The following is a 5,530-nucleotide window of genomic DNA, read 5'->3' as shown; positions in this document are numbered from 1 at the left end:
GTCTGGCGCTGTCACGCGACCGGATCGACGACCAGCATGCGTTTACGTCGGAAAGTCTCGCCGACCGCTGGGAGACGGCGGAAGCCCAGGAAGGCATCCGCTGTTTCTTCGACGGCGAGAAACCGTCGTGGTCGCGTAAGCCGCGCGACACATAGGCTTAGAACCCCTCTCCCCAGTGAGGGAGAGGGTTGCGCAGGCTTGGTCGCGTTAGCGGCCTAGCCGAAGCTGGGTGAGGGGGAAGGCGCTTCCGTCTGACGAACCTGACTTCTTTGCGCGCTGGCGCGCGCGACCCCTCACCCCGGCCCTCTCCCTCAAGGGGAGAGGGAGGTCATGTTGTTTGCGTCAGCCCTTACGGCCCTCGATCGCCTCGAGCGTTTGAGTAATGGTGTCGCGGGCGCGGATCATGTCGTCGGTGGTGCCGGACATGAAGATGCGGCCGGATGCGCCCATCATCTGGACGTCATTGATGATCGCTTCCGGCGCGGCCCGTTCGGCTTCGTTCGCCGCGACGCAGGCGAAGAGGGCGGGCGCCATTTCGTAGACCAGAAGCGAAGTGCCCGGAACCAGAATCGAGGCGTCGCGGGTCCGGTTCAGGATGATCGCGTGCTGGTCGGCGATATCCTCGATGATGTCGTGGAACAGGATGGTCGGCGCCAGTTGATCCGCCGCCTTTGCGCCGATACCGTCCAGGATGGCCTGGCCAGCTTCGGCTAGCGCCGCCTCGTCCTCGGCATGCAGTTCCAGAAGCCCGAACTGGCGTTCGGTGAACAGGATGCCCGGCTCCATGTCGGGCGCTGCCTTCAAGGCCAGATCGATGATCCGGTGGATCGACAACGCCGGCGAGACCTCGATGATCAGGCTGTGCTCCCGCTCGAACGGCGGGTAGCCGCGCGCGCGTGTGGGCGAGCTCAGATAAGCCGCGAACTGAGGCTGCAGATCGTGGATCGGCAGATAGACTCGTAGCTCGGTCATCGACACCTCGCCCGATTTGACGGAGACGGGGACGGTGAGCGGGGCGTCACTTACCGGTGGAGTCGAAGTACTTGCCGAGGTCGGCGTGGGGCCGCGGAATGACGTGGACGGAGACCATCTCGCCAACCTGGTTGGCGGTTTCCGCGCCTGCTTCGGTCGCCGCCTTGACGGCGCCGACATCGCCCTTGATGACAACCGCGACAAGTCCGTCGCCGACTTCCTCACGCGCCACGATGGTGACGTTCGCCGCTTTGACCATGGCGTCCGCAGCGGCGAGCGCCGCAACGAAGCCTTTGGTCTCGATCATTCCAATCGCCTGGTTCGACATGGGATTTCCTTCCTTCTGAGGTGCGGCCTTGCGGCCGGATGTAGCCCGCTTGGCTGTGCCGGCGGGTGAACGTTTGCGGGTGGCGGTTCGGGCCATGGCCTTAGCCGCCTTCTTCGTCGATCGAGCCGATGATCAGCGCGTCGACCGGCGCCTTGGTGCCGGTGAAGTAACCGGCGGCGACGGAGCCTTGCGTGACCAGCACCGCCTCGCCGTCGGCGCAGCCGAGCGGATCGAAGGCGACCAGCGTGCCGCCGCCGTCGGTCTCGACCTCCAGCAGGCCGCCATTGGGCAGTGTCTCGACATGTTTGGAGGACCAGACCCGGCCCTTCACGCGACCACGGATCATGACGATGTCCTTTCGATGGTGACGCCGCGTCGGCGTAGTTCGTCCTTGGCAAGCGGCGTGAAACGCACACGCTTGCTCACCCGGACCGTTGTGAGACCGGGCGGCAGCTTGCCGACGTCACGCTCGGTGACGACGCCCCGGTCGAAATGCGGTGTGGTGTCGCCCGCCTGGCTTGGCGCGGTGGGCGCGTTGGTTTGCGGGGGCACGCCCAGACGGAACCGGTGGCGGCCGGCCTCGATCTCGGCGCGTGCCTTGGGATCGGTGGCAAGCGCCATGAGGCGCTTGACGAAGGCATCCAGATCTTTGTCAGACGCGATCGCGACGGACTCTTCGCGTATGCTGGCATCGGCGGGTTTGTCGCCCATCTCGGCGCGCACCTTGGCCAGTTCCTCGACTAAGAGTTCGCGGATGACGCCTCTGAGTTCCTCGACCAACGCCCCGCTCCCTATGCCGCGCCCTGTAGTTCGAGCGCGCGGGTCGCGGCCTCGTGGGCGGCGCGGATCTCCGCTTCGCGTCCGGCGAGATAAAGGCGGCCGTTGGCGCCGATCATGCGGTAGTCGATCACCTTAATGTTGGCTTCCTTCTCCGCCTCGTTGCAGGCGAGGATCGCGTAGGACGCGGGCTGGCATTCGAGCAAGAAGAGCGAGTCGCCGCCCAGGATCATCGAACCCAGCTTGTTGCGGTTGATCAGGAAGGCGTGCTGCCGGTCGACCCGCGACACGATGTTGGAGCCCAGGATCTTCGGCGGCGTCGCGTCTTCGGGCCGCGCTTCGAGCGCATCCAAAACGGCCTGCGCGCCCGCGCGGACTTCGGCGGGCGACTTGGCATGAAACTCCAGGTAACCGAACTGGCGTTCGACTACCAGGATGCCGGCCTTCACATCGGCGCCCTTCAGCGCCACATCGGTCAGCGCCTCGATATCCAGGCCCGGCGCGATCTCGATGATCTGGGCGGCCATGTTGCGGCGCGGCAAATGGCCGCGCATCCAGGTCGCGATATAGGCGAGCGTCTGGGGCTGCAGCTGGTCGATGAAGATGAAGGATCTGAGATCGGCCATGGCGGGGTTACGTCTTGAGCGCCGCGCGAAGTTCTTCGGCGATCAGTCGCCGCAATTCCTCACGCATGCTCGCATCGATAGCAGCCGAGGCTGGCTGCGGCGTGCGTGGCGCCATGGAGAGACCGGGCACGCCGTCGGACGGCGCCTGCTGCAACGGTCCGTCAAGCTGCTGGCCTAGGCCATGATAGTCGCCCATGACCTCGTCGGCCGCGGTGTTGTGGGCCAGCCGCGTCCAATGGATCAGATGTTGCGGGCCGATATTCTCGCCGATCGAGCTCCGGCCGAAGAAGCCGGTGCCGATGGTGAAGGTGGGGGCCAGGTTGGTGTCGAAACCGGCCGCGCCCTGGCTACACGGCGCGTTGACGACGACGCGGTAGCTCTCGACCGCCGAGGCGTAGGCGAGCGTGACCGTCGGATCGGTGGCGTGGATCGCGGCGGAATGGCCGGCGCCGGTCAAACGCAAGAGCGCGCGCGCCTGGGCCAGCGCCTGGCTGCGGCTGGACGCCACGTGATAGGCCAGCACCGGGCAGAGCTTTTCCTTCGAGAGCGGCTCTTCGATGCCGATCTGGGTGATCGGCGCGACCAGGATCTTGGTCTTGCCCGGCACCTTGATGCCGCACTCGCCCGCGATCCAGGTGGCGTCGCGGCCGATGGCCTCGATGTTGAATCCGCGATCATGGAAGAGGTAGGTGCGCAGCCGGTCGACCTCGTCGTCGGAGCAGATGTAGGCGCCCGCCTGCTGCAGCGCGCGGCGCAGGCGCTGGTCGACGTCGTCGAGTGTGATCAGCGTCGACTCGTTCGTACAGAGAACCGAGTTGTCGAAGCTCTTGGAGGCGACGATGCGCTTGGCCGCCATGTCGAGATCGGCGCTTGAATCGACATAGACCGGCGCGTTGCCGGGTCCGACGCCGATCGCCGGATTGGACGAGGAATAGGCCGCGCGCACCATGGCGGTGCCGCCGGTCGCCAGGATGACATCGGTCTTGGGCGAGGCCATGAACTCTTCGATCAGCGGCACGGTTGGATCTTCGATAATCTGAATGACACCGTCCGGCGCGCCGGCGGCTGCCGCCGCGTCCACCAGGACCCGGCAGGCTTCGACGCACGACTTGCGGGCTGCTGGGTGCGGGCTGAAGACGATGGCGTTGCGTGTCATCAACGCCATGATGGTCTTGAAGTTCAGCGTCGCGATCGGATTGGTCGACGGGGCCAGCGCGAAGACGACGCCGGCGGGACGCGGGATCTCGACGATCTTGCGCGCTTCGTCAATGCGCGGGCTGACATAGTCCTGGTCGCGGTAGAAGTCGACGAGGGCGTGCGATGTCAGTTCGTTCTTAAGCTTCTTGTGGGCGGCGACGCCGAAGCCGGTCTCCTCGACCGCCAATTCGGCAAAGCGTCCGGCGTTGGCAAACGCCGCGTCGGCGACGGCGTCGACGATCTTCATGACGGCGTCGCGGTCGTAGCGCAGGAAGACCTGGGAGGCCCAGCCGGCGCGCTCCAGCATCAGGTTGGCGCGTCCGGTCATCGCCGCCTTGCTACCGGAGATGTCGACCAGCGTGCGCACCTGCGCGTCCACTAGGCGATCCTCCGCTGGCCGCCCATGATTTCCTGGCGGGCCAAGCCGATGGCGATCTCGCAACGGCGTAGCAGGTCCTCGCATTCGGCCTGGGTCATCAGGATCCCAGGCTTGAACTGAAGAACCCGCGGGTCGAGGGTCGAGAAGATCGCCCAGACGCCGTTCTCATAGAGATGTTTCATCACCGGCTTGGCGCCTTGTTCATGGTTGAACTCAAGGCCCATGACGACGCCGTGCTGGCGGATGCCGACGAAGAAGTCGGGATAGAGGTCCTGGATCTGGTTGAGGCCCTGGCGCATGTAGTCGGAGACGTAACGCACCATGGTGCGGACCTCCGGTCGCTGCAGGATCTCAAGCGTCTTCATGGCGACGATGCAGCCGAGTTCCGCGCCGCCCGCCGTCGACATGTGGGCGAAGCCGTCGATCTTGAGCCAGCCGGCGCAGCGCTCCGACGCGACGCAGCATGAGATCGGGTAGAGGCCGCCGGTGATGCCCTTGCCGGTCACCAGGATGTCGGGCTCGACGCCGTAGCGCGTGATGCCCCACATGTCGCCCGTGCGCATCAGGCCGGTCTGCACCTCGTCGGCGATGTAGAAGGCGTCGTAGCGCTCGCAGAGCTGTTTCACCCCCGGCAAGTAGCCTTCACGGGGCATGGGAAAGCCGTAGGTCGCCGGGATCGTCTCCATCAGCACGGCGGCGACGTCACGGCCTTTCAGCGCGTCCTCCATGGCGTTCAGGTCGTTGAACGGCACCTGGATGAACTCGCCCTCGGTATCCTCCGACAGGAAGATTTTTGTGAACCGTTCGGCGCCGGCCTTGACCGAAAGACCGCTATGGCCGTGGTAGGCATTGATGATCGAGACGATCTTGCGTTTCTGGGCGGCGTGGCGCGCGGACTTGATGGCAAGCTCGATGGCTTCCGCGCCGCCGGCGCCGTACATCGTGTACTTGAGGTCACCGGGCGTGCACAGCGCCAGCGCCTCGGCCAGCGCCGTTCTGGCGAGCGCCGGAAAATGATGGTTGCCCATGTCGAAGCGCGCGGTGCCGGCCTTCAGCACCTCGACCAGTTCAGGATGGCGGTGGCCCAGGTTATAGGTGCCGCCGTTCAGATGGACGTCGATCAGCCGACGTCCGTCCATGTCGAAGAGGTAGTAGCCCTCGCGCCGATCGATCACCAGATCGACGCCCATATCCTGCCAGTCCTGCGTCTTGCGCGGGTTCCAGTAGGTCCGCGACCTCTCTAGAAATTCG

Annotated in this window: 7 protein-coding genes; all 7 read right to left on the bottom strand. The window is 65.4% G+C overall.

From position 1 onward, the window contains the following. Window positions 1–342: 342 nt before the first annotated feature. Window positions 343–972 carry a microcompartment protein gene (locus AAF563_25335; protein MEM7124624.1) on the bottom strand — a complete coding sequence of 210 codons (630 nt, stop codon included), beginning with the start codon at window positions 970–972 and terminating at the stop codon, window positions 343–345. 46 nt (window positions 973–1,018) lie between these two features. Beyond that, complete coding sequence (locus AAF563_25330; GenBank protein ID MEM7124623.1) at window positions 1,019–1,300, bottom strand: BMC domain-containing protein; 282 nt, start codon at window positions 1,298–1,300, stop codon at window positions 1,019–1,021. A gap of 100 nt (window positions 1,301–1,400) precedes the next feature. Then, window positions 1,401–1,646, bottom strand: coding sequence for a EutN/CcmL family microcompartment protein (locus AAF563_25325; protein ID MEM7124622.1), 246 nt, complete (start codon window positions 1,644–1,646; stop codon window positions 1,401–1,403). Beyond that, complete coding sequence (locus AAF563_25320; GenBank protein MEM7124621.1) at window positions 1,643–2,080, bottom strand: hypothetical protein; 438 nt, start codon at window positions 2,078–2,080, stop codon at window positions 1,643–1,645. Before AAF563_25320 ends, AAF563_25325 begins: the two co-directional genes overlap by 4 nt. Window positions 2,081–2,091: 11 nt before the next feature. After that, window positions 2,092–2,703: a BMC domain-containing protein gene (locus AAF563_25315; GenBank protein ID MEM7124620.1), complete on the bottom strand. Its 612-nt coding sequence runs from the start codon at window positions 2,701–2,703 to the stop codon at window positions 2,092–2,094. Window positions 2,704–2,710: 7 nt separating this feature from the next. Then, window positions 2,711–4,228, bottom strand: a complete 1,518-nt coding sequence (locus tag AAF563_25310) for an aldehyde dehydrogenase family protein (GenBank protein ID MEM7124619.1) — start codon at window positions 4,226–4,228, stop codon at window positions 2,711–2,713. 50 nt (window positions 4,229–4,278) lie between these two features. After that, window positions 4,279–5,530: aminotransferase class III-fold pyridoxal phosphate-dependent enzyme (locus AAF563_25305; GenBank protein ID MEM7124618.1), on the bottom strand; the 1,252-nt coding region annotated here is incomplete at its 5' end.

Source organism: Pseudomonadota bacterium, assembly GCA_039028155.1.
Taxonomy (GTDB): Bacteria; Pseudomonadota; Alphaproteobacteria; order SP197; family SP197; genus JANQGO01.
The sequence above is the reverse complement of the archived record's forward strand: the minus strand, read 5'-3'. Positions and strand labels throughout refer to the sequence as shown.

Coding starts and splice junctions, on each gene's coding strand:
- AAF563_25325 (MEM7124622.1), bottom strand. CDS start 1,646: ATGATCCGTGGTCGCGTGAAGGGCCGGGTCTGGTCCTCCAAACATGTC.
- AAF563_25330 (MEM7124623.1), bottom strand. CDS start 1,300: ATGTCGAACCAGGCGATTGGAATGATCGAGACCAAAGGCTTCGTTGCG.
- AAF563_25310 (MEM7124619.1), bottom strand. CDS start 4,228: ATGACCGGACGCGCCAACCTGATGCTGGAGCGCGCCGGCTGGGCCTCC.
- AAF563_25335 (MEM7124624.1), bottom strand. CDS start 972: ATGACCGAGCTACGAGTCTATCTGCCGATCCACGATCTGCAGCCTCAG.
- AAF563_25315 (MEM7124620.1), bottom strand. CDS start 2,703: ATGGCCGATCTCAGATCCTTCATCTTCATCGACCAGCTGCAGCCCCAG.